The organism is Bdellovibrio sp. HCB274 (assembly GCF_047306075.1).
Taxonomy (GTDB): domain Bacteria; phylum Bdellovibrionota; class Bdellovibrionia; order Bdellovibrionales; family Bdellovibrionaceae; genus Bdellovibrio.
In genome coordinates, this window is record NZ_CP178623.1 from 2,813,792 (window position 1) to 2,837,663 (window position 23,872).

20 protein-coding genes are annotated in these 23,872 nt (G+C 45.7%); 13 read left to right on the forward strand and 7 right to left on the reverse strand.

From position 1 onward, the window contains the following. Positions 1-57: 57 nt before the first annotated feature. A complete protein-coding gene (locus ACLWNV_RS13660; RefSeq protein WP_413585003.1) occupies positions 58-855 on the reverse strand; it encodes a TIGR02147 family protein in 798 nt (265 codons plus the stop codon). Positions 856-964: 109 nt separating this feature from the next. Here ACLWNV_RS13660 and ACLWNV_RS13665 point away from each other — a divergent pair, with 109 nt between their 5' ends. Beyond that, positions 965-1,927, forward strand: a complete 963-nt coding sequence (locus ACLWNV_RS13665; protein WP_413585004.1) for a hypothetical protein — start codon at positions 965-967, stop codon at positions 1,925-1,927. A 224-nt stretch (positions 1,928-2,151) separates the two neighbouring features. On the opposite strand, the gene ACLWNV_RS13670 is transcribed toward ACLWNV_RS13665, so the two are convergent. Beyond that, a complete protein-coding gene (locus tag ACLWNV_RS13670; RefSeq protein ID WP_413585005.1) occupies positions 2,152-2,985 on the reverse strand; it encodes a LysR family transcriptional regulator in 834 nt (277 codons plus the stop codon). A 91-nt stretch (positions 2,986-3,076) separates the two neighbouring features. Here ACLWNV_RS13670 and ACLWNV_RS13675 point away from each other — a divergent pair, with 91 nt between their 5' ends. From ACLWNV_RS13675 to ACLWNV_RS13715, 9 genes are all read left to right on the forward strand, one after another. Then, positions 3,077-3,478 carry a hypothetical protein gene (locus ACLWNV_RS13675; protein WP_413585006.1) on the forward strand — a complete coding sequence of 134 codons (402 nt, stop codon included), beginning with the start codon at positions 3,077-3,079 and terminating at the stop codon, positions 3,476-3,478. A gap of 320 nt (positions 3,479-3,798) precedes the next feature. Next, entirely contained in the window at positions 3,799-4,938 is a 1,140-nt protein-coding gene (locus ACLWNV_RS13680) for a metallophosphoesterase family protein (RefSeq protein WP_413585007.1), read from the forward strand. 78 nt (positions 4,939-5,016) lie between these two features. Further along, positions 5,017-6,666, forward strand: a complete 1,650-nt coding sequence (locus ACLWNV_RS13685; RefSeq protein WP_413585008.1) for a hypothetical protein — start codon at positions 5,017-5,019, stop codon at positions 6,664-6,666. Positions 6,667-6,675: 9 nt separating this feature from the next. Then, the gene (locus tag ACLWNV_RS13690) at positions 6,676-7,359 is read left to right on the forward strand and encodes a DUF4956 domain-containing protein (RefSeq protein ID WP_413585009.1); all 684 of its coding nucleotides are present in this window, start codon (positions 6,676-6,678) and stop codon (positions 7,357-7,359) included. Between the two features lies 1 nt (position 7,360). Then, entirely contained in the window at positions 7,361-9,112 is a 1,752-nt protein-coding gene (locus ACLWNV_RS13695; protein WP_413585010.1) for a DUF3616 domain-containing protein, read from the forward strand. Continuing rightward, positions 9,112-10,272 carry a hypothetical protein gene (locus tag ACLWNV_RS13700; protein ID WP_413585011.1) on the forward strand — a complete coding sequence of 387 codons (1,161 nt, stop codon included), beginning with the start codon at positions 9,112-9,114 and terminating at the stop codon, positions 10,270-10,272. The genes ACLWNV_RS13695 and ACLWNV_RS13700 overlap by 1 nt, the downstream gene beginning before the upstream one ends. A 38-nt stretch (positions 10,273-10,310) precedes the next feature. Beyond that, complete coding sequence (locus ACLWNV_RS13705) at positions 10,311-11,054, forward strand: VTC domain-containing protein (protein WP_413585012.1); 744 nt, start codon at positions 10,311-10,313, stop codon at positions 11,052-11,054. A 77-nt stretch (positions 11,055-11,131) separates the two neighbouring features. Continuing rightward, positions 11,132-11,623: a hypothetical protein gene (locus ACLWNV_RS13710; RefSeq protein ID WP_413585013.1), complete on the forward strand. Its 492-nt coding sequence runs from the start codon at positions 11,132-11,134 to the stop codon at positions 11,621-11,623. A gap of 295 nt (positions 11,624-11,918) precedes the next feature. After that, on the forward strand, positions 11,919-12,572 hold the full coding sequence (locus ACLWNV_RS13715) for a hypothetical protein (protein WP_413585014.1): 654 nt from the start codon (positions 11,919-11,921) through the stop codon (positions 12,570-12,572). A 73-nt stretch (positions 12,573-12,645) separates the two neighbouring features. On the opposite strand, the gene ACLWNV_RS13720 is transcribed toward ACLWNV_RS13715, so the two are convergent. Continuing rightward, positions 12,646-15,792, reverse strand: a complete 3,147-nt coding sequence (locus ACLWNV_RS13720) for an efflux RND transporter permease subunit (RefSeq protein ID WP_413585015.1) — start codon at positions 15,790-15,792, stop codon at positions 12,646-12,648. Positions 15,793-15,992: 200 nt separating this feature from the next. On the opposite strand from ACLWNV_RS13720, the gene ACLWNV_RS13725 reads away from it, so the two are divergent. The 3 genes from ACLWNV_RS13725 to ACLWNV_RS13735 are packed head-to-tail and all read left to right on the forward strand — an operon-like array spanning position 15,993 to position 19,213. Further along, positions 15,993-16,754 (forward strand): hypothetical protein, encoded by a 762-nt coding sequence (locus tag ACLWNV_RS13725; protein ID WP_413585016.1) that lies wholly within the window; start codon positions 15,993-15,995, stop codon positions 16,752-16,754. Then, positions 16,748-18,226 (forward strand): TolC family protein, encoded by a 1,479-nt coding sequence (locus ACLWNV_RS13730; protein WP_413585017.1) that lies wholly within the window; start codon positions 16,748-16,750, stop codon positions 18,224-18,226. Before ACLWNV_RS13725 ends, ACLWNV_RS13730 begins: the two co-directional genes overlap by 7 nt. A gap of 12 nt (positions 18,227-18,238) precedes the next feature. Continuing rightward, positions 18,239-19,213, forward strand: a complete 975-nt coding sequence (locus ACLWNV_RS13735) for a hypothetical protein (protein WP_413585018.1) — start codon at positions 18,239-18,241, stop codon at positions 19,211-19,213. Positions 19,214-19,274: 61 nt separating this feature from the next. Here ACLWNV_RS13735 and mnmH read toward each other — a convergent pair whose 3' ends face one another. The 4 genes from mnmH to aat are packed head-to-tail and all read right to left on the reverse strand — an operon-like array spanning position 19,275 to position 23,861. Then, complete coding sequence (mnmH, locus tag ACLWNV_RS13740) at positions 19,275-20,366, reverse strand: tRNA 2-selenouridine(34) synthase MnmH (RefSeq protein ID WP_413585019.1); 1,092 nt, start codon at positions 20,364-20,366, stop codon at positions 19,275-19,277. Then, positions 20,359-21,408, reverse strand: coding sequence for a selenide, water dikinase SelD (selD, locus tag ACLWNV_RS13745; protein WP_413585020.1), 1,050 nt, complete (start codon positions 21,406-21,408; stop codon positions 20,359-20,361). The genes mnmH and selD overlap by 8 nt, the downstream gene beginning before the upstream one ends. A gap of 11 nt (positions 21,409-21,419) precedes the next feature. Continuing rightward, the gene (locus ACLWNV_RS13750; protein ID WP_413585021.1) at positions 21,420-23,222 is read right to left on the reverse strand and encodes an ABC-F family ATP-binding cassette domain-containing protein; all 1,803 of its coding nucleotides are present in this window, start codon (positions 23,220-23,222) and stop codon (positions 21,420-21,422) included. A gap of 9 nt (positions 23,223-23,231) precedes the next feature. Next, entirely contained in the window at positions 23,232-23,861 is a 630-nt protein-coding gene (gene aat, locus ACLWNV_RS13755; RefSeq protein ID WP_413585022.1) for a leucyl/phenylalanyl-tRNA--protein transferase, read from the reverse strand. Between the last annotated feature and the right edge of the window lie 11 nt (positions 23,862-23,872).

The following is a 23,872-nucleotide window of genomic DNA, read 5'->3' on the forward strand; positions in this document are numbered from 1 at the left end:
AAGGAGTCAGCTCTGGATGTGCCGCTCCCATATCACAGGGGTCTGACTTAAAAATATTTAAAGCTCGTGCTTGAGTCCAAAGAAGTCCATAGAGAAAATCCGAACAGTTTCCTCGGGCGAGGGTCTAATGACCTGTTCGACCTTAGATATCGCGTCCAGTAGTAGGGATTTTATCTTCTGGGCATCTTCCTCAGAAAGAGCTATTGCCGATGAATAATGGAGCGAATCTGAGCGAATACTTTCAAGCGCATTTGCCGTCAATGCACGAAAGTTTTTATGATGATTCGCGATAAGTAAGTCTTGTGGTCCAAGATGAATTCTTTTTTTTGAGGGATACCATCGATCATTTTTTTTCTCAACCAATCCCGATTTCATCAAAAAATTTAAAGTATTTTCAATTTCTTTCTCAGAAAGGCCAGAGGTTTTCTTCAAAAGCTCATGTTGCCGTCCCGAGGGAATTGATGTGAGTACATGGATAAGCGCATACTTCCATGAGGAAAAGAAAATCGACTTTGTCACATCATCAAGTGTTTCGTGTTTTCCGATCACGGCTTGCGCGCTTTGATGTTGGTTCCGGTGATTCTGCATTCGTTTTAAGAAATAACTGGATAGTTTCGTCGAGCCAGAACGGCCGTATTGCAGAGCCAACATAAAATACTCTTGTTCAAGTTCGCTCAAATCATAAAATTCTGAAATCAAAACCCCCTGCTCCAATGATAGATGAGGCTTTCCACGCAGCACTTGAGAAAGAAATGCAGGCTGAACCCCTATATGTTCCGCAAGCTGCACTTGTGAACCGCGTACGAGCTTTGATTTCAAAAACAACTTGTAGTCCGTGTAATCATATTTTGACATAGTTAATAATTTTATTAATATTAACTTAATAAGTAAATATATATTATATCGACTATCGTTATTGCACCCCGTAGAACTTACCTGTAAACAACACCCACTAGGAGGGGATATGCAATTGAAAATGAAATGGCTATTTTTTGCCTTCGCATTCTATGCGCCACATGTGAGTTCTGCTGGTACTGCGGTCAGCGGCGGCGGCGGCGCCATGGTGTGCCGTAACGTTTATAACTATATTTCTTCAGCTGAGCTATTGGACATCTGGGAAGCCAACAATATTAGAGGCGAAAGAATCGTTTACACTTCCGAAAGCGTAGATCAACAAGTGAACCTTGCTATTGGGAAATTGATGGCGGCGAATCCTGCATTTGGAACTGAAGTTTTAAATGCCTATAAAATTGTCTTAGCAAATCAAGTGAACTTGCCACCAAATATTGCATTAGCACCACCAAAAGACGCAAATACTGCCTACCAAAAACCTGGGTGTACGTTGGAAGGTATGATGTTATTTGATGACCAATCTAACAAGCTCTACATCGACCGGGCTATTTTCTCGGTACTTTCAGATACCGACAAGGCCGCTGCGTTGATGCATGAATCCGTTTATAAGGTTTTGAGATCCTACGGGGATCAGAATTCAATTCGCTCCCGCGCAATTGTGGGTCGTCTTTTCGGTTCACTATTGGATACTTCGGATCTACCGAGTCGCCTTCCAAAACATGGTGTAAAACGCTGCGCAAATACGAACATTGAACTTTATATGTATGAAGTTTGGTCTACTGATGGCACCAATACACCGACACCGGTAATGCAGATTACTCGTGTTGGGAATGTTATGTTCCCACTGGGCGCTCAACAGTCTTTCCAAAAATGCCAATTTGGCTGGTGCCCAACGAACAGCCTTCTCGTCGTTCATGGCTTCGACGCGACAGGTGTTCCTTCATTGAATCCAGGCACTCTTGTTCTTCAATCGTTTTCATCGCTCCCAAGTTTCGATACTGCAAAAGGAGAACTCGGGCCATCAAATTTGGAATTCTATAAAATTGGCAAAACGACTTGCCAATCCTTGAACTAAGAAAAGGGCTCACTCCGATACACTTGATTGTTAGTCATGCAATAGTCAATAAGGCACAGACGATTAGATCTGTGCCTTCTTCAATAAGGTTATGCAATCAACCTTTATCATTCCTTCACACCGGCAATTTTGCAGCCCACAATGGTCGTTTTATTGAACGCTCGACGCGACACTAAGCCCGGGGATTGCTATAAGCGATCTGACTTAAAAATATTAGAATCTGTTCATAAGAATGGGTTCTTCAAAGACTCTATAATGAGCCTCTCTGGTGTAACTTTACCAAATTCAGGACGATAGACTAAAGCAATTTCATCTCTATAGTGTGGCAACTCTGCCATTTGTTTCAGTTTCAAGGCAGAAAGCGTGACTGCTTTCTCTGGAATGATTCCATATCCCACGCCCTCATTAACTAATTTGCAGATTAGCTCTAAACTATCAGTCGAAAGAATTCGTGGAGGCTTATTTTTCCATTTTTTTAGAATCGATTGGGTTTGGAAAAGATCCATATTGCATATCACCGTGTCTGGATTGGAGTCATTTTTAGGACCCCACACATGGACTTCATCGTGGCCAATTTTTTGAATGATCAAATCTGGAACTTGTACGGGATTGATAACAATACCTATATCTATATGGCCCCGCTGAACCTGCATTTGAATGTTTCTTGAAAGATCGTGGTGAAGTTCAATTTTGTAATCAGGTGCCTTTTTTTTCAAATGTGCTAAAGCTTTAGGTAGGCAGTACTGAGCAACCACGGGATGGGATCCTATAGATACGACCCTATCAGCAAAAATCTTGGAATGGTCCTGCTCAATGGTCAAATCGTTGTAGGATTGAAGAAGCTTTTTTGCCTTACTTAAGAACACTCTTCCACTTGAAGTGAGATGAATCCCAGACCTTGACCGATAAAATAAGGTGCTTTTCGCATCAAGCTCCAATCGTTTGATACTTTCAGATAATGCCGGCTGGCTGATTTCAAGTTTTTTTGAAGCTTCAATAATAGTTCTGCACGAGGAAGTGGCTACAAAATTCTTAATGTCAGAAATTCTAAATTCCATAAGTGTTTACCTATTACAACTATAATTAATATCGGATTACACAATACGATAAAACAGCATTATCTTTCTTTCAACCTTAAAGGAGGTCTTTATGCTTTCTGCAAAAGCAGTAGTTATATCATTTATCTGTATAGTTTTTTCTTACCAAGTAGAAGCTTCCACTTTGCAGTGTAAGTCATCTTTTCCTTATGACTATTTTACGGCTACTATTGACGACAACGAGGGTTACTTTGAACTGAAGGATGCGAAAGTTCGAGTTGGATATGCAACAGCAAATAATCTAAGTTGCGTAGGTTCTAATGTAAAAAGCAAAACTAGTTGTGTCGGTCACTGGTTTAACCTGCCGGATTTTGTAGTTGAATTTCAAATAGAGGAAATAGATGGAAAACTCATCGGAGTAATAAGTAATCTAAAAAAAGGAAAATTTACGACGGATCCAGATGAAAAGATTGCGATTGGTGAAGGAATGAAATTCGACTGCAATGTTGAGTGAATACCAAGAGCTTAGTGAACGAATTGATTGATGGTCATTTTCATTTCCGCTTCGGAAGTGAAAATGACCAAGATGAACCCAAACAAACAGAATTTTAGTTCTTTGTTTTATTAGACGGCCGTGGATCACATTATGTCGACCGCTGCGGCGGATAGACTTTGATCAGGTTTATTACTATCACTCAGTTTCACTCTGCAAATTCAAATAAACTGTCGAGAACTCCGGCAAGAAATCAGACTTAGACCTGAGTCCATTTTACTTACTCACATACAGCATTAATTTGGCTTAATAAATAGGACCATTGTTACGATACATACTGTATGAAAACAAAAGTCACCGCCAAACAAAATATCCTTGCGGCCTTTTTTCTCGTTTCTACTTTAGCTGCGTGTTCTCCCTCTAACTCCGGTTTCCAAGCAAAGGCCCTGCCTAGCACGGATACGGACAATTCCCAAACGATCCCCGATACCGACGATTCAAACATACCAGGCACTCCGTCCACTCCTGCGCCTGATGATGAAATCAAAGACAGCGCCAAATCGTTAAAGATTCATGCCTTTGCTGACATGAACATCGATACCGATGGAACCTATTCCAGCAGCACGATCTCGATTGTGAAATCCATGATCTCCCGTCAACCGGCTGCGATCCTGGGTGTTGGTGATTACATCGATGGTGAAAAGACAAGTCTTTCCAACAGCACCTATGTCAGTATGTGGAATGCATTTTCCAAAAAAGTGATGGCGCCGATGCGTGATGCAAGGATCCCATTCCTGCCAACTCCAGGGAATCACGATGCTTACTACAATCAAGAGCGCCAACAATACAGTACGTTTTGGGATAAGAACAAAGGCAACGTGGAATTCGTCGATGATGATAACTTCCCGTTTTATTACTCTTTCATTCAGGAAGACGTCTTCTTTGTTTCTTTGGATAACGCCAACTACTCGAGTCTAAAAAATCGCACCGCTCAACTTGCATGGTTGAAAGCGCAACTGACTTCTTCTCGCGCGAAGGGCGCTCGTGCTCGCGTGGTGTACGGTCACATTCCGCTTTACTCGATCGTTGCCACTAAAGCCAATAGCTCCACCGTTTATTCAAACGGTGTATTGACAGGCGAACGTCGCACCGCAGGCAGTAATACTCTTGAAGCCATCTTGTTAAATAACAATGTTGATCTGGTAATCTTTGGCCACTCCCACGGATTTTATTCTGGTCATTACACTTATGCTGATGGCAAAAAATTGCAGGTGGTCTCGATGCCTTGTGCGGGCAGCGCACCACGCTATCTAGTGGGGACTAGTACAAAAACTCCAACGGGATACGTTGAGTTGGTTTTCTCTGAAACTAACAAACTGACTATCCGCTATTACAACTCCTCGGGCACGCAACAAAGTCTCAGCTCACTACCCGCTTCGCTTACGCTTGATTCCAAAAACGGCGTGAAGTACGTCCGCTAAACAGGCTTGCAGTAACGTAATTTGGTTTTTATTTTTCCCGGTTCTAGTCTCCGTACTTCACACTACGGAGACTGAATTATGCTTGCTGCATTCATTTCATTAGCGCTATTTGGAACTTACGCACACAGCTACCTGGATCCCCAAATCGATTCGCATGCTGTAAAAATCTATGGCATCGACGTTTCAGGAAAAGCTCTTCCAGAGAAATGCTACATTCTGCCAAGACTTCCCGGGTTGGAAAGTAAGATCGACAAAGACGAAGATGCTCTGTGTGCTTTCAATCTCTACCCGACTCGGGGCGATCATCCAAAAACACAAACCTTCTATAGCTGCCCTAAAGTGAACAGCACATCGATTGCGGTGGAATTTTTTAAAGTTCCCAATGGCATGAGCGAGGCTAAATTCCAAAAAACAGTCTGCACTTTAAGCCGTCCAGATAAAAAGAAATTGAAAGACCGCGCGGGATATCCTGACAAAGAGGCGAAATTTAAATTCGCGGCCCCGGGTGTTTCCGTAGGAAGTATTTTGGGCTACTCCCGCTTAAATCAGCTTTTCAAAGGTGTCGATATTCCAGCTGTTACTCTGCGCACAGTGGACTTGGACACCGTATTGGATCACTCCCTGGCCGGCCGTTATTTAAGTTTGCAGATGGGTAAAACCATCATCAACAGATACTGGCATTATCAGATTGGGCATTTGATTCGCACTAAACACGGCAATGTCTCCCAATTGCCAGATGCTTATACCAAACCGCCTCATGGTTTAAACCTTGTGCCTCCGGCTTTTTACAACGTAGGCAAGCGTCGTGGATTACTGGATAATTCCTCTGCCCACTGGACGAATCTGCAACTGACGGAAGATAAGCAGCAGGTCTTCGGAGTTCTTGCGGAAAATCCTGGCAATGAGGAGTCTTACTCCGAGGCATCTGGGTTAAAGCAGTACAAACTTCGTGTTGATCAGTTCCGCAACTCGAGTGTTTATTGGCCCTTGCTAAAAGATCCGCGTCCGGTCACACAAATCCTGGGAAGTACTAACCTGGCTCAATCCGGCCAAAAGCTTCAGGGTATGCAGGACACTTCCACCATGCTGGTTTTGGATTTTCTGTTAAGTCAGTCTGATCGCATTGGTAACATCGCCTTTAAACGCCGCCAGTTCTTTAAAACAGCCCAAGGAACTTTGGATGATATTTCCGAGAAGAAGTACAAAGAACTTCGTGCAAAACCGGCCGGCACTTTGACTCCTGCTGAAGTGGAAATTCTGAACGCCATCAAGCAATCTGGTGTTTCCCTAAAGGTTATGCTTCTTAAAGACAACGACGGTGGCTTCGATCTGAATACGGCTAAGAAGTATCACCTGATCGCTGACGTTAAAAAAACCTCAGCGACATATGACAGCTGGAAGGACAACGCGGATCTTTACCTGAATTCAACGATGGTCGTTCGCCATTTCAGCCCTAAAGCTTACCGAGGCGTGATCCAACTCTATGGTCAGGTCTTCGGCGCTCCTGACAGTCAGGCTGTCATGCAGAACTATTTCATGTCGACTTTACAATTCACACCGGGAGAATACCGAGTCTTTAAAACCAATTTGCAAAGTCTTTACAATGCACTTTATCGCGGATGCAAAAATGGTTCGCTGCTTTTGGATTTGGACATGAAGGATTATTTCTCGGCCTATCCGAATCCGGTACAAACGGCAACTCCGGGTGTGTGTGAAGGTCAGTTCTAGGGGACGATTATGTTGGATTTTTCGGTTCTAAATTCATCGTTCGCTAATCCGACGTGGATTTCGATTATTTATGCTTTCTTATTGAGTTTTATTTTAGGCACCGCTTTGGCCGTCGCCTATGTGAAAACATTCCGGGGATTGTCGTATTCACTAAACTTTCTGCACGGACTTGTGTTGTTACCGATTGTCATCGCCATCGCTATGCAGGCCATTGGTGATAACGTGGCCCGAGGGATTGGAATGATCGGCGCACTTTCCCTGCTGCGCTTTCGCACGAATGTAAAAGATCCGCGGGATATGTTTTTCATTTTTGCCTCGTTGGCAGTGGGACTGTCTGCGGGAGTCCACGCTTATGGTATCGCTATCGTCGGTACGATTTGTTTTATTCTTGCCTTGGCGGTTTTGCAAAAGTCCCCGTTTGCGGCAGGTCCTCAGTTTGATGGATTGTTGCGTTTGAATTTATCCCGTGTTGGTCAGGATCAGCGCGAAGTCGAAGGCGTCCTTGAAAAGTCCTGCCGACATTTTGCCTTGGCTACGATCCGTGAAATGGGTCAGGGCGAGCGATTGGATTTTTCCTATCAGGTACGTTTAAAGCCCCGCCAAACTTCTGCTGAACTTGTTGAAGAACTGGGACGCATTTCCTCAGTGCGCGGCCTGAACTTTATGAATCAAGAATCCGTAATCGAGGTGTAAGGTGAAGATTGCTGACGTCATTGGGACCGAGAACCGTTTCTTGCTGGGCTGCTGGAGTGTGGCGGTGTTTCTGGTTCTGATTTTGGGATTCGTGCTTAGTTCTGATCCAGTCAGCATTCTGGGTGTTGCAGAGTCTCGCGAATTTCAAGTCAACTTTGACAGCCCCGTCGAAATCAAACACATCTATGTACTGCCCAGTCAGATCGTGCGCAAAGGTGATTTACTTGCTGAACTGGGCCAATCGGAATGGGAATCCCAGTTACGGGTCTTAAAAAGCCGATATGACAAACTCAACGCAGAAATGCACCTGCGCCAGCAGCTGGCTGGCGTCGTTGAAGGTTTGGGCCATTTGGCTCCCCAAGCGGATCCCCTATTGGTGGATCTTGAAGATGCGCGCAAAGAGATCGCATTGATCGAAAGCCGCATGAAGAATCTTTTTGTCTTTGCTGAAGTTGATGGTGCTGTCGGTGCGGTGAATTTTAAAAACGGTGAAAAAGCACCCGCGTTCGCGCCGCTAATTACGTTAGTTCCTCTAAATCCCACTTATGTGAATGGATATATCAACGAAAACCTGTCTTCCACTTTGTCAGTGGGACAGACAGTAGAGGTCAGCTCGACTTCCGGAAAAACAGTGCGCGGGTCCGTGGTGAGTGTTGGCTCTCGCATCGTCCAGATTCCAGAACGTCTGTTGCGCATTCACACCCTGGTTGCCTGGGGCCGTGAAGTTGTCATCAAAATCCCTCGCGGAAATGAATTTCTTTTAGGTGAAAAAGTATTTGTTCAAAAAAAATGGGGCCTTTCATTGTTAAGCCGTGCTTATGCTGACGAAGCCATCTCAGATTCAGAACTGAATCAACAAGATCCCCGGGAGATGGACATTCCACTAAACATCGTTGAATCTTTTAAACCCGAGATGTCGGGAATCACATTCATTCCTGAACTGAAGCAGTTTGCTTTGATTTCTGACGACTATCCTGAAGATCGTCCCGTGCTATTTCTTATGAATGAACAGGGTCAAATCCAACCTCATCAGATTCAATTAACAGGACTGCCTGCTATCGAGGACCTTGAGTCGGTCTCTACACGCGGAGACAGCCTGTATCTGTTAAGTTCCATGTCTGCGACGAAAAAAGGAAAGTTAAAAGAAGAAAGAAACATTTTTGTCCAAATCAAACGCAACGGACTTCAATACAAAGTCGAAAACTCCGTGGATCTGCGCAAACTTACTTTGCAAGCTCTTAAAGGCTCCGCAGACCCGGTTCTTAGATCGATTTATGCAGCCGATCTGAATTCCAGCAAAGATGGTTTTGAGGTCGAAGGCCACACAGTCGACAATAATGATCTTTACCTGTCTTTAAAAGGACCGGTACTTCACCGTAATGAAGCGGTGATTTTGAAGGTCTCAGACTTTGAGTCCGTATTTGAGGGACGATTGAAGACTGAACAAGTGTCTTTACTATCGCGCTTTGAAATGAAGCTTCCCCATCAGGAAGTTGAAATGCTGGCGACGGACCTGATAAAACAAGGTGACACTTTTTATCTCGCATCAAGCTGCCGGGAAACGGCCTGCAGTGCTATCTGGATGCTAAATGCAGACTCTGGCCAGGCAAAACTACTTCATGAATTCAACATGCGCCATCTTGAGGGGCTTGCGATTCACCCGGAAACTCATCAAATGTTTGCCGTCTTTGATCGCAAGCACGCCACTCAATTTGCTGTTGTTAGCCTTGGTGCAAAAAATAGGACTCCCTGATGTTTCTGCACTGGCTCCTGATCGGGGGACTTTCTTCTTTTGCTATGACACCAGAGCAGGTCTTAAAAACTGCGTGGTCTGACTCGGCCTTCACTTCGCAGGATGAATTGCGCAGTACAAATACGACCAATCCCCTGCGCAACGTGGAAGCTTTTGCCAGCACCGAAAAGGAAGACAATAAGAACGAATATGAAGTCGGCTTAAAGTTTCAGTTCCGTTCGTGGCCGGAATGGAAAATCGGCGAAGCGCCCGAGGCCAGTCGCAAAGTTTTAAAGGATGCTTCCCTTGCCTGGGCCCTGCATGAACGTTATCTAAATTTGGTATCTTACGAAATCAGCCGGCAAAAAATGGCGATACTAACAAGCTCTCTGAAACTATCAGAGGGCTATGTAAAAGCCCAAAGTCTGTCGTTACGAGCGGGACGTTCCTCCACCAAATCATTTTTAGGGGCACAAGGTGACATCTATAAATTGAAACGTCTGGAAAACGTAGTTACCCAGGAAAATAGAACCGCCGCGAAAAGAATAAAATCCTGGGTGCCGACATGGACGGATGACTCTATCGATGGATTTGATTTATTAAGTGTGCAAGAAGTTGCAGACTCCGTCGGCAGCATTCCCCTGCCGCAAACTTCATTATCAGCCCGATTTTCCCAAACGGAATTCAACGACTACAGTCGCGAACTGGAAATTCTTCGAGGACGCGAATATCAATGGATCAAGGGCGTGAATGTCTCTCAATCCCACAAAGACGAAGAGATCGGCTATAAAGTTGAGTTAACCATTCAGTTGCCGGGCTTGGGCTCGGATGATTTATCCCGTCAAAAACAGAATGAACTGATTCTAAAAAAAGCGCTGAAACAGAAAGAAGTGGATGACAGCAAAGACAGTCTTTTAAGTCTAAAAAACCAGATCATAAATCTGGTCGGCCTGTACAAAATGTCCAGTGCAGGACTTAAAGAAAGCGGTAAAGTGAAAGAGACCGACACATTGTCTTCCCTGGAAAACCGTTTGCTGCAGCAACAGGGAGAGATGGATCTTTTAAGCCAACAGCAAGAGATCCTGACCTTGTTTGTTGAATACCTGCTGCAAAGTGAACGCCTCGCCACCGAGCCCACTAAAAACCACTTAAGCAAGTCTTTGAAAGTGGTGACCTTGTGAGCGGTCCGGTTTCTCCCCTCGCCTTAGAGCGCTACGAGTTGAAGTACTTGATCCCCGCCTCTATGGTGGAGTCGATTTCACGGTTTGTGGAAACTTATTGCGAGATGGACTACTACTCGACCGTTTCCCCTGACAAACACTACACCATCAACAGTCTTTATCTGGACACACCCAGTTTATATTTGTTGCGGTTTAAAGAGTCGGCAAATGCATTCAACTTCAATATGCGAATCCGTTCCTATGGCGACAATCCCAAGCCGCCCTATTTTTTTGAAATTAAATACAAACTGCAGGAGTTCGTGCGCAAGAAACGCGCTTTGGTTCATGAAGAAAAATGGTCTGACATTTTGGAATGGGGAACTATTCCCGATCATATTCAAGGCAGCTCCCGGAATAATCTGGAAGAGTTCCTGCGAGTGAAGATGACCTATAACACGGCACCGGTGATTCTGACTCAGTACCGCCGCAAAGCCTACCTGTCGGTGGTCGATGATTATGCCCGCGTCACCTTCGACCGGGATTTGCGTTATCAGGAAATGAATGACTGGTGCGTAAAACCGGAGGAGCAACTACTAAGCCACTACGATCATCCTGACTCTTTTGAAGAGCCCGGCTGCAACGTCATTCTGGAACTAAAATGCGAGAAAAAGATTCCGTACTGGATGGTGGATCTGATTCGCCACTTCCAGCTTGAAGGCGGATCGTTTTCAAAGTTTGGTAACTCGATGATGACTCATCTGGGAATTCCCGAAGTTGCCTGCCAAGGGGCTTTGTACCTGTAATTGATCTGTCTCAATCTAGAACATCACTTTATCTTTTGGCTGGATAAACCGATAGGTATTTATAAAGTGAGGCTCCATTGAGAAGACTTACATCCATAATTGCCGTCTGTGTTTTAGCTTTCTCCGTCACCGCAAAATCTGAAGAAGAACCTGAACGAGTTCTCTTAAAACGTGTTGAAACCAAACGCCAGTATTTCGTTAGTCCCGTCGGCATTGGTACTTATACAAAATCTGAAGAAAAAGATCTGGTACCTGGGAATGATTCGTTTGGCTTTTTCTATAAGCCGACTGATGAAAAACGCGGAATATGCCGCTTGCGCGTGAAGGTCGTTTGCGACTACGGCATGGAGATCTTAAAGGAACAAAAGAATATCGATGTGAAAATTCAATTCACCGATATCGTCTATAAGGGAAAAACGGACCTTGAAGGTATTATGGATGCGTTGATCAGATGCGATGTCCATCGTGCTAATGATGGAGTCATCGTTACTGCTAGAAAGTTTATGATCTCAAGCAAGCTTTCTGAATTTCCGAAAGAACTAAGAATACCCGATGCTGACTGCAAATAGGGACAGCGCAAATCGGTTCTGCGCTGTATCCGTAAGTTGATGAGCCATTTAGGAATACCTGAAGTCTTTTCCCCAGGGGCCATGTATCTTTGTTCACAATAAATTGTTCATTTTTTAATTTTTCATATCTTCATTTAATACAGTAATAACAATAACTTAATAAGTATTAATAGCTTTTTGGCTATTATTTTATTAACTTAGTATCAAATGAAGCATCGATCACAATGCTGCAATGCATTACTCTCCCAGCCGATCTGATCTATAAAGAAAAATAAGATTTAAAGGAGAGTTTTAAATGAAGCTTTTTAAATTTGTTGCACTTGCGAATCTCAGTTTTTTCATGACTGCTAACCTTGCGCTTGCTGGGGGTGGTGGCGGTTGCGTATCTATTCAGCCAAATAAAAAACTTTTCAGCTGCCAGATTAGCTCTGTTGAGTCCGTCAATCAGATAGCTTTGGAACGTGACTATCAACCCGGCATCATCTATGGCGGCCGTGAGGATCTTCAAAATGCACTAAAAACAGTGGGAACAACTTTGATTTTTATTGGGGGCTCGCAAGAAGATGTCACAGGCCCTGAAAATGAAAACTCCTGCTATCTAGAAGTGGATGCTCATACTCGGATCTATAACATTGTAATCCCAATGGAAAAAATGTTACCCGAGAAGCTTGTTAAATATAACAAAACGCTGAGCCTCTACGGTAGCGAGGGAGGCATTGTTTCTGAAGACTCGAACTCCTTCGACAGCAATATCTTTGCAGAATACAATTGGCCTTCAACAAAATCTGTGAACAACTCATTCCGAGTTGAATACACATTTTTGAAAGTTTCACGGAATCCAGGAGAATCACAAGCAACCTTGGAGGTTAGGCAGAGCTATTTTGCCAAAACTGATCAGGTACAAAAAGGTGAATCAGTTATTCGTGCAAAGATGAATTGTGATTTGTAAAAACGGAAAACCCCTTTATACAGCGCAAAACCGAACCGGTTCTGCGCTGCATCCGTAAGTAGGACCTGGCACCCTAGAGGGCTTCGTCGCCGACGGCGGCGAAGGCTTGGCGGGTTTTTTCGCGGACTTCGTCGCGTTTTCTGAAACGATCCATCAGTGAGTACACACATGGAACCACGAACAACGTCAGGATTGTTGATACGAACACCCCACCGATCAGACACAATGCCATCGGACGCATGGTTTCGGAACCAGCACCTGTTGCAGTTGCTGACGGAATTGCTGCTGCGATTGTCGCGATCGACGTCATCAGAATCGGACGAAGACGAATTGGGCAGGCTTCGATCAATGCGGCATTCGCTTCAGAAGTTCCGCGGTCACGAACAGTGTTGGTGAACTCGATCAACAAGATAGAGTTCTTTTTCACGATACCCATCAATAGCAACAAACCGATCATCGAGTACATGTTCAAAGACTGACCCGTGATCAACAAGGCAAAGAAGGCACCCGAGAAACTGAATGGCAACGCCATCAGGATCGTCACCGGATCAATGAACGAGTTGAACTGAGAAGCCAAAACCATGTAGGCGATAACCAAACCCATGATCAAAGCAAAGATCAAACTTTGGAAAGATTCTTTGAATGTTTTCGAAGAACCCTGTTGTTCGATCATGTAGCCCGGCTCCAAGGTCGCCTTGGCGATCTTCTCGATGCGCTCCATAGCTTCCTGCTGGGAGGCTCCATCTTTTAAGTTCGCCGTGATCGTAATCGCACGCTGACGGTTGGAACGCGAAATACTTTGTAGGGCATTTGTTGTTTCCTGCTTGGTCACGCGATCAATTGGAATCAGGTTCGAGCGCGAGTTTCCGATCAAAAGCTTTTTGATTTCGGCCATCGCATCTTCTTTGTTATCCAGGCGCACTTTGATATCGTAGCGATGTCCACCCTCAGGATACTCCCCCGCTTTCACTCCACCAATCAGGGCACTGACTGTCGTTCCAATCGCATCAATGCTAACACCATGTTGAGCTGCTGCCAGACGATCGGGTTTGACCTGGATTTCCGGCATACCCAAAAGGTAATTGGAATCCACGTCGACCATCGTTCCGCTTTTAGTCATCTCGTCCATGATTTTTTGCGAGTAGCCTGCAAGCTTTTCCCAGTCCGAACCCATCACCGTAAATTCAATCGGATAACCACGGCCGCTTGAAAAACCACGTTGTGACATATCCATCAGAATCGGGCGCACATCAGGAATTTTCACGAAAGCTTCACGCACAACCTGCATGAACTGCTGCTGACTTAGACGCTTGCCGGTTTTTTCATCTTTAGGACGCTCTTTGAAATCCTTCATTGTGATAAACATCATCGCGGTGTTCGCGTCGGAAATACCTCCACCGAAACCACCGATGCTGGCAAAAACCTGCTTCACTTCCGGGCGAGCACGCAACCACGCCTCGGCTTGCCTCACCTGCTGGTCTGTGTACGCCAGGGAGCTTCCCACCGGCAAAACAATACGTGCCAGGAAAATACTTTGATCCTGCGCTGGAGACATTTCTTTCACCAGGAATTTGATCGATACGAATGAAACAGCAACGAATACCAATGAACCCGCGATCACAGTCCAGCGAATGTTCAAAGATTTACGCAACCATTTCTCGTAGCCCGTTTTTAGGTTCTCCATGAAAGCTTCAAAAGCTTTACCGATTTTTGTCGACCGCTCGCCGTGATGAACGAAACCTGCACAACGCATCGGCGTGATCGTCAAAGACTCCACCAGAGACAGGAAGACCGCGATCGAGATCGTCACCCCGAACTGCATAAAGAACTTCCCGATGATGCCCTTCATGAAAGCCACTGGAAGGAAGATCGCAATAACCGCCGCAGTTGCTGCCATCGCCGCAAAAGAAATCTCGCGGGAACCTAAGATGGCAGATTCAATCTGTCCCCGTCCATCCTCGTTATACCTGAATATATTTTCCAGTACCATGATGGCATCGTCGACGACGATACCGATGGCGAGAGTCAGCCCCAATAGAGTAAACGTATTCAGAGTGTAACCCAAGAAGTACAAACCAATGAACGCCCCTAAGAGAGACGTGGGAATCGACAGCAAAACGTTGAACGTCGCAGACCAGGAACCCAAGAAAGCCCAGCACACCAATGAAGTCAAAATAACTGCCAACACCAAGTGATGCGTCAACTCCCCCACTGATTTTTCAATGAACTGAGTACTGTCAAAGTTCACATGAATCTTCATGCCTTCAGGAAGCTGCGATTGAATTTCTGCAGCCTTAGCCTTTACAGCTTTCGCAACGGCCACCGCATTGGTACCGCGTTGCTTACGAATACCCAGACCCAACGCGGTCTCACCGTTGAAACGGGAAATACGCGTGATCTTATCCAGGCCCATGCTGACATCAGCAACCTGACCAATTTTTACCATGTTCAAAGAATCCGACATCTGCGCACCAGCACGTTTGCTGATCACGATACTTTCAAATTCCTTGATGGTTTTTGCCTCACCCATGGTGCGCACATTGAAGTTGCGCTTTTCAGTTTCAATGTAGCCACCCGGTTTTTCCGAGTGCTCGGATTTGATTGCCTCGATCACGTCATTCACGGCAATGTTGTATTGCGGAAGTTTTTTGGTGTTTACGTAAACACGCAAAACCGGATCGGTGTAACCACCCAAAAAGATATCACCCACGCCGTCCACGGTGGTGAAACGATCTTTCAGATAATCGCGGGCGTACTTCATCAGGAATTCCAGATCGCCTTTTTCGTAAGTCAAAGCCAGCCACAAAATCGGCTGATCATCCGGATTCGTTTTTGAAATTGTCGGTGCATCCACGTCGTCAGGAAGAAGTCTTTGCGCGCCAGCTACTTTCGCCTGTACGTCTTGCAAAGCGAGGTCGATGTTACGATCCAAACTGAATTCGACTGTAATTGTTGCAGAACCGGTTTTGCTGCTGGAGGTGATGCTTTGGACCCCTTCGACTCCCATCAGTGCACTTTCTATAACATCTACAACCTGCGTCTCCATAACTTCGGGGGCCGCGCCATCCAAAGTAACGCTGACGGAGACAGTTGGAAAATCCACGTCCGGCAATTGGCTGAGTCCCATTCTAGAAAAGGAAATCAATCCAAAGATCATCAAGCCAAACATCAACATCCATGCAAATACTGGATTCTTGATGGAAATATCCGAAATTCTCATCCCCAACTCCTTGGTCCTAAAACATCCAAACTAGTGTAACAAATCAAAGACAAATCGCACATGCACAATTGTGAGGACGGGACCTTGATTTGACGCTTGTTCCTAAGGAGAACTAAGCAATACTTAGGCAACTAATCAACCGTTGACATGCCTGCTCTGAGAGACTAATTATGACCGCACTTTAATGCCTCGGAGGCCCTATGAAAATGACTCGTATGACGGGTACTTTCTTGTTTGTTTCTCTAACAACTTTCTCTGCTGTCAGCTGGGCACAAGCGACTTCCATTTCTTTGCGTGATGCTGCTTTGGCAGAAACTAAAATCAAAGGTGTATCCACGGCTTCTGCAACTGACGCTCAAACAGGTATGTTGGTATTGAAAGATCCAAAACCTGAAGTGGTTTCCCGTCCATGGCAATACATCGCGGGCTTCACAGCTCAAAATTTCCAGGCTCAAGGTACAGTCACTACTGACGCTGCCGGCACTTTCGATCTTTCCCAAAACGGTCAGACCTTCATGCCGGGCTTGATGTTGGGAGTGATGAGCTCTGAGTGGAACGTGAAAAACATTTTGATCAGCGGTGGACTTCGTTTCAATGGTTCATTGGCTTCGCAAAGTGTTTCCGCAAAAATGCCTTCAGGCGTGGTAATCGATGATGCCCGTTTGAACACATCTTTGCTTTCCGGTGGAGTGGTTCTAAGTCTTCGTCACGCAAACCTTGCATGGGTTGCGGTTACAGTAGCTCCACAATACGGCACAGTGAACTACACACAATCCTCCACAAATGATTTCGCCAAGTTTTCCAAACAGGCTTCTTACAACGCCATTAATTATGGCCTGGATTTCCGTTTGACGAAAAAATGGTCCGTTTTCACCGAGTGGTCACAAAGAGAATTGCGTGATACAACCGAGATCGCTCTACAAAAAGACAACTTTGAATTAGGAACTAAAGTATCATGGTAAAAAAAATCATTCTGCTTCTTTGTGCAACCTCCACGGCCCTGGCTCAACAGCCAGTAGCGCCGGCAAATGTCATCACCCTTTCCCAAAAGAAAGTGGCGGAGCTGGCTTTGCAACAAGGTTACCGCACGAAAGAAGTAAATTTACAGTACCAACAAACTAAATTCCCACTGGTCCAAACACTTTCCACTTACGACTGGCAATTGGCTGCAACAACAGGTTACGAGCTGGACAAACGCGCTCAGCTTCTGACTTCGCAAACAATTGATCCACACAACAAAATCGAACGTTACGATACGTTGTTGCAGTTCGGGAAAAGATTTACGACTGGTACTGCGGCGACAATCGAACTGAACCGCCTTTCTCAAAGCGCAAGCTATGATACGGCATTGGGTTCAAATGTGCCTCCAGGAAATCAGACATTGGATCGCGCAGGAATTCTGCTTGAGCAGGCTATCCTGGGTAACTTCTTTGGTGTGGCTGATCGTGGTATCGTAAATGCTGCTGAAGACAGCTACAAAGCTTCCGAGATCCTTCGCGCGAATGATCTGGAAGAAGTGGTTCTGGCTTCCATCAGCCAATTCTGGTCAGCATACATCGCCCAGGAAAACTTTAAAGAAGCTGTTGCTGCCCGTGACCGTTATAAAAAATTGACGGATACAGTTCGCAGAAAAACTTCTTTGGGTTATTCAAATCCTGGGGACTTGCCACAGGCTCAAGCTGAACTTGAAGCTCGCGAGCAAACGGTTAAGGCCACTTCCACGGATTACCTGGCTTCGATTGAAAATCTTCTGACATCTTTGGCTTTGGATCCAAAATCCGAAGTTAATTTTGAAATGACGACTGCATTGCCGCCAGTTCCAAGTTTGCCACCAATCAATACTGAAGATCTTCGTCAGATCCGCTCGCAAAAACTATTGGTGTCTGCAGCAGAAGAAAATCTGACAGCAGCCAAGTCTTTGTCTTATCCAACTTTGAATGTGGTTGGCAGAGCTTACACGACTGGTGTTGGCGAGAAGTCCGAGGATTCTTACTCTGAACTTACTGGTGGTTCCCGTCCGGATTACTATGTGGGTTTGAAATTCGCGTATAACTTTGGTTCTGACTTCCAGAATGAGCGCATCGTTTACAACAAATTGAACCGCGATCTTCAACAAACGCGCCTGCAACGCCAACAATTGGAAGTTGTAGACACGAACATTCAGGCAGAGCGTAAAGCACAGGCGGCGTACACAATCGCCCAAAGTGCCGAGAAGCAAAAGAACTTCAGCGAGAAAGCTGTGAACGAATTAACCCGTTCCTACTCTCAAGGAAGAACAGATATTAATAACTTGATCCAGGCTCTTAATAGCCAGTTCGCCGCACAAATTAAATACATCACGGCGGTAGGTAACTACCACATCGCGCTGAACCAGTGGGCTGCATCAAGAGACGAACTTATTCCTGACGATAAAACTCCGTCAGAAGAAAAATAGGCAGGGGAATTTATGTTGAAAAAACTAATCTTGGCATTGACGGTTTTGTCGCTGGCAGCTTGTGCGTTTAACAACGACGACAACGGCTCCGACAACTTCAATAAAAAACTAAATGACGACAATATTCGTGCTGCTGAAAACTTCCGTAAAGTGGAAGGTTCTTACCAGGGCAATATGATCCGTGAAAACGGCGCGACAGAGATCGTTCAGATTTCTTTGCTTCTATTGAACATCAATACCGGCACAAACACTGACGGTTCTGCGAAAATCCAGCACATGCAAAAAGCGGCTTACACTCGCGTGTCCCCGGCTTCTGCTCCGTTGACTGACATGGACGTGGCTTATGTTCCTGAAACGGGAACTTTGAACATTCTGAATTCCAAAGCTATTACGAACGATGACGTTCAATCCATTATCGCTACGATCAATGGCGGCATCATCACTGGTACGGTTAAATCCCGCACTGGTATCATCGGTCGCATTTCTTTGAAATTTATCGTTGGGGGCTCATCAAATGATGGCAATGGTTCTGACGAGCAGTACTACAACCGCTTACGCGAGCAGTACACGGCGATCTCTGGAACTTACCTTGGTTGCGTGATCTCCACAAAAGAAGTTGCTCAACGCATGCCTAGTTACAAAGGGAAAATCAAACTTTCCATCTTTGAACAAAAAGTTGGTAACAACCCGTCTGACAACACGACGATTCCAACTTTGGTGGGCTCTTTCACAAGAAACTACGATAAGAACGATTTCTTGAAAGCGGACTTGTCCGGTATCTATCGCAGTGACTTCGTTCCAGCGACATTGAGCCTGACTGGTACTTACCCGACTCAAAACAATGGATACTCCACAGTATTCAAAGGCACTTTGACGAACGGTGAATACGTTGCTGACTTCATGAACGCTAAAGGCGGCATCGAAGGTCAAATGTACTTCAAAAAGGGTCAAAACTACCCAGCGAAATGCGCAAACGTATCTCGCTAGTCTCTGGAAATTTACCGATCTAAAATTAAAAAACCCAGCTCTCGAAAGAAGCTGGGTTTTTTTATTTCTGACTCTTTATATAGTCGACAATCACATCAGACCGACCGCGAATTAAGACCTTGGGATTCCGTTTGGCAAAGCTTTGCGAGTACGCAGGATCGTAGTAATAGCGTAAAAGCTTCTCGATCCAGCCACGGTTCTGTTCCGTCCCTTGGTGGCTTAAATAGTCCCGTTCACAAGCATCGATTTCTCCAAGGATTTCCTGCGTTCTTAGACCGCCCAGTTTGTTGGAAATCATTTTAATCGCATTCTTAAACTTTGCGAATTCCGCAAGGGCTGCCGTTGAATCAACGCTGCCGATGGCTGTGTTCACGACATAATCGATATAGATATTCTCTACCCTTTGCTCAAAGGGCTCTTCAAGATACACCAGGGCAGAAGCTCGCATTCCCACAAATAAACTCTCTGGAATGGCACAGCGACCAATCAGGCGGCTTTCGTCCTCCAGCAAGATCTTCGTTTCCGCGGGCTGTTCAGCCAACTTCATAAATCCCAGAGCGATGGCATGCTCAAAATCGATTTGCGACGGTTGCGGCGTGGACATCGAACCAAATGCGGAACCTCGGTGATGCGCCAAGGACTCTAAATCAATCGCGGGGTAAAACGGCTTTACCTGATTCAGAATGCTGGTTTTAGCGCTTCCCGTGGGGCCGGAAAGAATCAAAAATGGGTTCTTGGAATGCATGTCCACAGTTTCACGCAAAAACTGACGAGAGGCTTTATAGCCACCTTCAATCAAGGGTCTTTTGACTCCCATTTCTGATAGCCATTGCTGGGTGATCTTGGATCTTAAGCCACCACGAAAACAAAACAGGACGGTGTTAGGATTTTCACCAATGAACTTGGACCAACCACGCAGACGGGATTCTTTAACTTCGCCTGAGACAAGCTTATGACCCAACTCTAAAGCGGCTTCTCGTCCTGAAGTTTTGTATGTAGTACCGACGGCTGCTCTTTGCTCATCATCCATAATCGGCAAATTAACCGCACCCGGCAAGGTGCCTTGGGCAAACTCCACAGGGGCACGGACATCAATGAATGGCGTGTTCTCAAGAAATAACTTCTTAAGCTCTGCCGAAGTTACATTAGACAAATGCGACTCTCGACGTGTTCTGAGCCACGACGTCACCAATGATACGGGCGTGAACGAATTTAGAATTAATCTCTTTCACTAATGGCTCTGCCTGATCACGACTTACGGACAACAACAGACCACCGCTGGTTTGCGGATCGTGAAGTACTGTTTTTTGCAGTGAAGACAATGATCCAAAGTCGACGTCATTTTCAGTGTATTGTGAATTCGTGCGATGAGCTTTCGTCAGAAAGCCTTTTTCCAGGAAATCCATAACTCCGCCAAATAAAGGCAGGGCTGCAAAGTTAACTTTAAGACTGACGCCGCTGGCTTTCGCAAGCTGCATGCTGTGTCCTGAAAATGCAAAGCCCGTGATGTCGGTCGCTGCGTGAATGGCATTTTTCGAAGACTCGCTTAGGAAATCCAAAACATTATTAAGAGTCGCCATGCTGGTAAGCGCTTCGGAAATATCTGCTTCAGAGGCTTCCCGTCTTTTCAGAGCTGCAGTCATCGTGCCCGTCCCTAACGCTTTGGTCAGAACCAACAAGTCACCCGCTTGGGCTTTATCATTGGACCAGACCTTTTTGGGATTCACGAATCCTGTGACGGACAATCCAAACTTTAAAGTGTCATCGTCAATAGAATGACCACCGACGAAGTTGGCGTTCGCTTCAGAAATAATATCACTCGCACCCTGCATGACATCGACGATCACGGATTCCGGCATAGTAGCTACTGGAAATGCCAGGATACCCATGGCAGTCTTTGGCAAGCCACCCATCGCATAAACATCGCTGAGGGCATTAGCTGCGGCAATTCGGCCGAAGAGTTTGGGAGTATCAACGATGGGAGTGAAGAAATCCAACGTCTGAACCATTGCCACATCATCAGTGACCTTGTAGATCGCTGCATCGTCAAAAAGACCGCCATCCACCATCAAGGCCGTATGGGATTTTGGAAAAGTCACTTTTTGCAGGATTTTACGAAGTTCGGAGGCGGCAACTTTCGCTGCACAGCCACCTTTTTGCACCGTTTGAGTCAAAGCAATGGTTTCTTCAGACATAATCGTGCTTTCTAGGATTTACCCTCTAATTCGCTCCAGCGGGCATACAGTCTTTCGATTTCTGCCTGAGTGGAAGCGATCTCGTTGTATAGTTCCTGAATTTTCTTTGGATTGCTGGCTACATCTGGAAGCATGCTTTGCGTTTGCGCGGCCTGAAGCTTTTCCTCAAGACCGGCAATTGTCGTTTCCATGTTTTCCAGTTCAAACTTTTCTTTGAATGAAAGCTTTTTACCTTTACCGGAAGACGCGGCCTTGGCCTCTTGCTTTTCTTCCTGTTTTTTATTGGCTTCAGCCTCTTTCAAATCATCATACCATTCTTCCCATTGAAGGAAGCCGGCGAAACGCTCCATCGTCGTATTGCCATCGGGATTTTTATGAAGAGCGATGATTTCTTTAGCGACCTGATCCATGAAGTAACGATCATGCGTCACCAAAATGACGGCACCACTGAATTCGCGCAACGATTCCTCGAGCACCGCCAAAGTTTGCACATCCAGGTCATTCGTCGGCTCATCCAGAATCAAAACCTGCGCTTCATTTAACATCAGCTGGGCAATACGCAGACGAGCCTGCTCCCCACCCGACAATTTTTCAACAGGCATGTCCATTTGCTGACGGTTGAACTGGAATCTTTCCAGGTAACTGCGCGCATACACGTAAGAGCCCTGATAGTGAACGTAATCGCCATCAGGACAGATATTTTTAAGAACAGATTTCTGAGGACTTAAAGTTTCGCGGTTCTGTTCAAAGTACGCGACCTTTAAGTTCTCGGCACGTTTGACTTCACCCATGTCAGGATTTTCCTGTCCCAGCATGATCCGAATTATAGTCGACTTACCACTTCCGTTATCACCCAGCAAAGCCATGCGGGTTTTCGGATTTACCAGATAAGAAAAATCCTTAAACAAAAGACGATCATCGTATGCTTTCGTAATATGGGAAAGCTCGATCAGTTTTTGCGGATTGCGTTCAGTATCTTTGAATTCAATTTTCACTGTGCGGTTGGCATTCTTGGCAACCAGATCAGAAACATCGTCTTTCAACGTGTGAGCACGATCGATACGGGCTTTTTGTTTGGTCAAGCGGGCCTTAGCCCCACGACGAAGCCACTCGGTTTCACGACGAAGAGTGTTCTTCATCGTCAATTCTTTGGCTTCCTGACCTGCCATCATCAATTCTTTGGATTCAACGTAGGCCGAGTAATCGCCCAGGGTCACAAACAGGTAGTTCGGATTCTTGGGATCAAGGTCAAAAATCTTATTCGTCACGCGCTGAAGGAACAAACGGTCATGCGTGATGATCAAAGTCGCAAACTGCGCCTTGGCCAAAAATTCCTCAAGCCACATGATGGAGCTTACGTCCAAGTGATTCGTCGGCTCATCCAGAAGCAACAATTGTGGAGATTGCACAAGCTCGCGGGCCAAAGCCACGCGTTTTCTCCAACCCCCGGAAAGGTCTTCCACCAGGAAAGTGTCGCCGAATTGGGAAAGCTCCAAGCGTGCCATCCACTCGTAAGCGGGACCAATAAATTCGCCGTAATCAAGATCACCCATGATCGCATCCAAAATAGATACACCGGGAGTGAAGGTCGGAGTCTGCTCAAGGTAACCGATTTGCAAACCCTTGTTCATGGTGACATCGCCACCATCAGGTTTCATGCGACCTGCGATAATCTTTAACAGCGTGGATTTACCGGCACCGTTCGGCCCGACTAAACCAATGCGGTCGCCTTCATCAATCCCCAGACTGACGTTCTTAAACAGAGTTTTACCCGCAAATGATTTTTCAAGCTTATAAGTACTTAGTAATGGCATGCCGACAACTTACGGCAAATTCTCCGGAATTGCAGCTATTTGTTGATGACGCTCATCGAGTATGTGCAGGTATTCCTCACGTTCAATCAGGCGGCCGCCCATCTGCGCCACCACGGGCGTCACCATCTGCACATCGATCCAACCGTGACCTTGAGCGCCCAGGTACTCTACCAAAAACCACAGAGCTAGCTTTGAGGCATTGGGCTTGCGGTAAAACATGCTTTCACCACTGAAAACCCCCTGCACCAGCACCCCGTAAATTCCGCCGATAAGAACATTGTTTTCGCGAACCTCAATTGAAAGACAAAACCCTGCCTTATTGAATTCATGATACGCCCGCTTCATGACAGGTAAAATCCACGTGCCATCCTGACCTGGGCGAGGCTGCCGGGCACATTCATCCATGACGTGATCAAAATCTTTATTCACCGTGAAAGTGATCTGGGGATTTTTGCGGCGAAAACGCTGCAGACTTTCGGGAACCTGAAATTCGCTGAAAAATAAAACGCCGCGTTTTTCAGGGGAAAACCATAACATCGGAAATCCCACTTGGGGCCACGGGAAAATCCCTTTCGAGTAAGCGGTGTACAAGGTCCCCACATCCAGATTCCCGCCGACGGCCAAAATACCTTCAGCCATCGTGTCGCGAG

Coding starts and splice junctions, on each gene's coding strand:
- ACLWNV_RS13660 (WP_413585003.1), bottom strand. CDS start 855: ATGTCAAAATATGATTACACGGACTACAAGTTGTTTTTGAAATCAAAG.
- ACLWNV_RS13665 (WP_413585004.1), top strand. CDS start 965: ATGCAATTGAAAATGAAATGGCTATTTTTTGCCTTCGCATTCTATGCG.
- ACLWNV_RS13670 (WP_413585005.1), bottom strand. CDS start 2,985: ATGGAATTTAGAATTTCTGACATTAAGAATTTTGTAGCCACTTCCTCG.
- ACLWNV_RS13675 (WP_413585006.1), top strand. CDS start 3,077: ATGCTTTCTGCAAAAGCAGTAGTTATATCATTTATCTGTATAGTTTTT.
- ACLWNV_RS13680 (WP_413585007.1), top strand. CDS start 3,799: ATGAAAACAAAAGTCACCGCCAAACAAAATATCCTTGCGGCCTTTTTT.
- ACLWNV_RS13685 (WP_413585008.1), top strand. CDS start 5,017: ATGCTTGCTGCATTCATTTCATTAGCGCTATTTGGAACTTACGCACAC.
- ACLWNV_RS13690 (WP_413585009.1), top strand. CDS start 6,676: ATGTTGGATTTTTCGGTTCTAAATTCATCGTTCGCTAATCCGACGTGG.
- ACLWNV_RS13700 (WP_413585011.1), top strand. CDS start 9,112: ATGTTTCTGCACTGGCTCCTGATCGGGGGACTTTCTTCTTTTGCTATG.
- ACLWNV_RS13715 (WP_413585014.1), top strand. CDS start 11,919: ATGAAGCTTTTTAAATTTGTTGCACTTGCGAATCTCAGTTTTTTCATG.
- ACLWNV_RS13720 (WP_413585015.1), bottom strand. CDS start 15,792: ATGAGAATTTCGGATATTTCCATCAAGAATCCAGTATTTGCATGGATG.
- ACLWNV_RS13725 (WP_413585016.1), top strand. CDS start 15,993: ATGAAAATGACTCGTATGACGGGTACTTTCTTGTTTGTTTCTCTAACA.
- ACLWNV_RS13730 (WP_413585017.1), top strand. CDS start 16,748: ATGGTAAAAAAAATCATTCTGCTTCTTTGTGCAACCTCCACGGCCCTG.
- ACLWNV_RS13735 (WP_413585018.1), top strand. CDS start 18,239: ATGTTGAAAAAACTAATCTTGGCATTGACGGTTTTGTCGCTGGCAGCT.
- selD (WP_413585020.1), bottom strand. CDS start 21,408: ATGTCTGAAGAAACCATTGCTTTGACTCAAACGGTGCAAAAAGGTGGC.
- ACLWNV_RS13750 (WP_413585021.1), bottom strand. CDS start 23,222: ATGCCATTACTAAGTACTTATAAGCTTGAAAAATCATTTGCGGGTAAA.
- aat (WP_413585022.1), bottom strand. CDS start 23,861: ATGGCTGAAGGTATTTTGGCCGTCGGCGGGAATCTGGATGTGGGGACC.